Raw genomic sequence first — 389 nt, forward strand, 5'->3', positions numbered from 1 at the left:
CGTGTGATCAAAGAAATCAATGAAACGTTAAAGCGGCAATTACAGGAGCTAGCGGCAAAACACCATACGACACTGTATACGGTTCTGCTTTCTGCTTACTATACATTGCTTGCGAAGTACACGGGTCAAAAGGAATTCGTGGTTGGAACACCGGCGGCGGGGCGTGTGCATGCAGACTTGGATGACATGATTGGCATGTTTGTCCAGACACTTGCTTTGCGGTCCGAGGTTGATCCGAATGAAACCATGTCGCAGTTGATCGAGCAAGTGAAGGAAAAGACGATGCATGCATTTGAGCATCAGCAATATCCATTTGAACGACTGCTTGAAAAACTGAATGTGCCAAGGGATTTTAGCCGTCATCCATTATTCGATACCGTTTTTACACT

Annotated in this window: 1 protein-coding gene; it reads left to right on the forward strand. The window is 45.8% G+C overall.

The window, feature by feature from the left end; translation table 11 throughout:
* Positions 1-389: condensation domain-containing protein (locus tag ACOV8S_RS31560; protein WP_448321894.1), on the forward strand; the 389-nt coding region annotated here is incomplete at both ends.

This window comes from Streptomyces sp. CO7 (assembly GCF_053474865.1).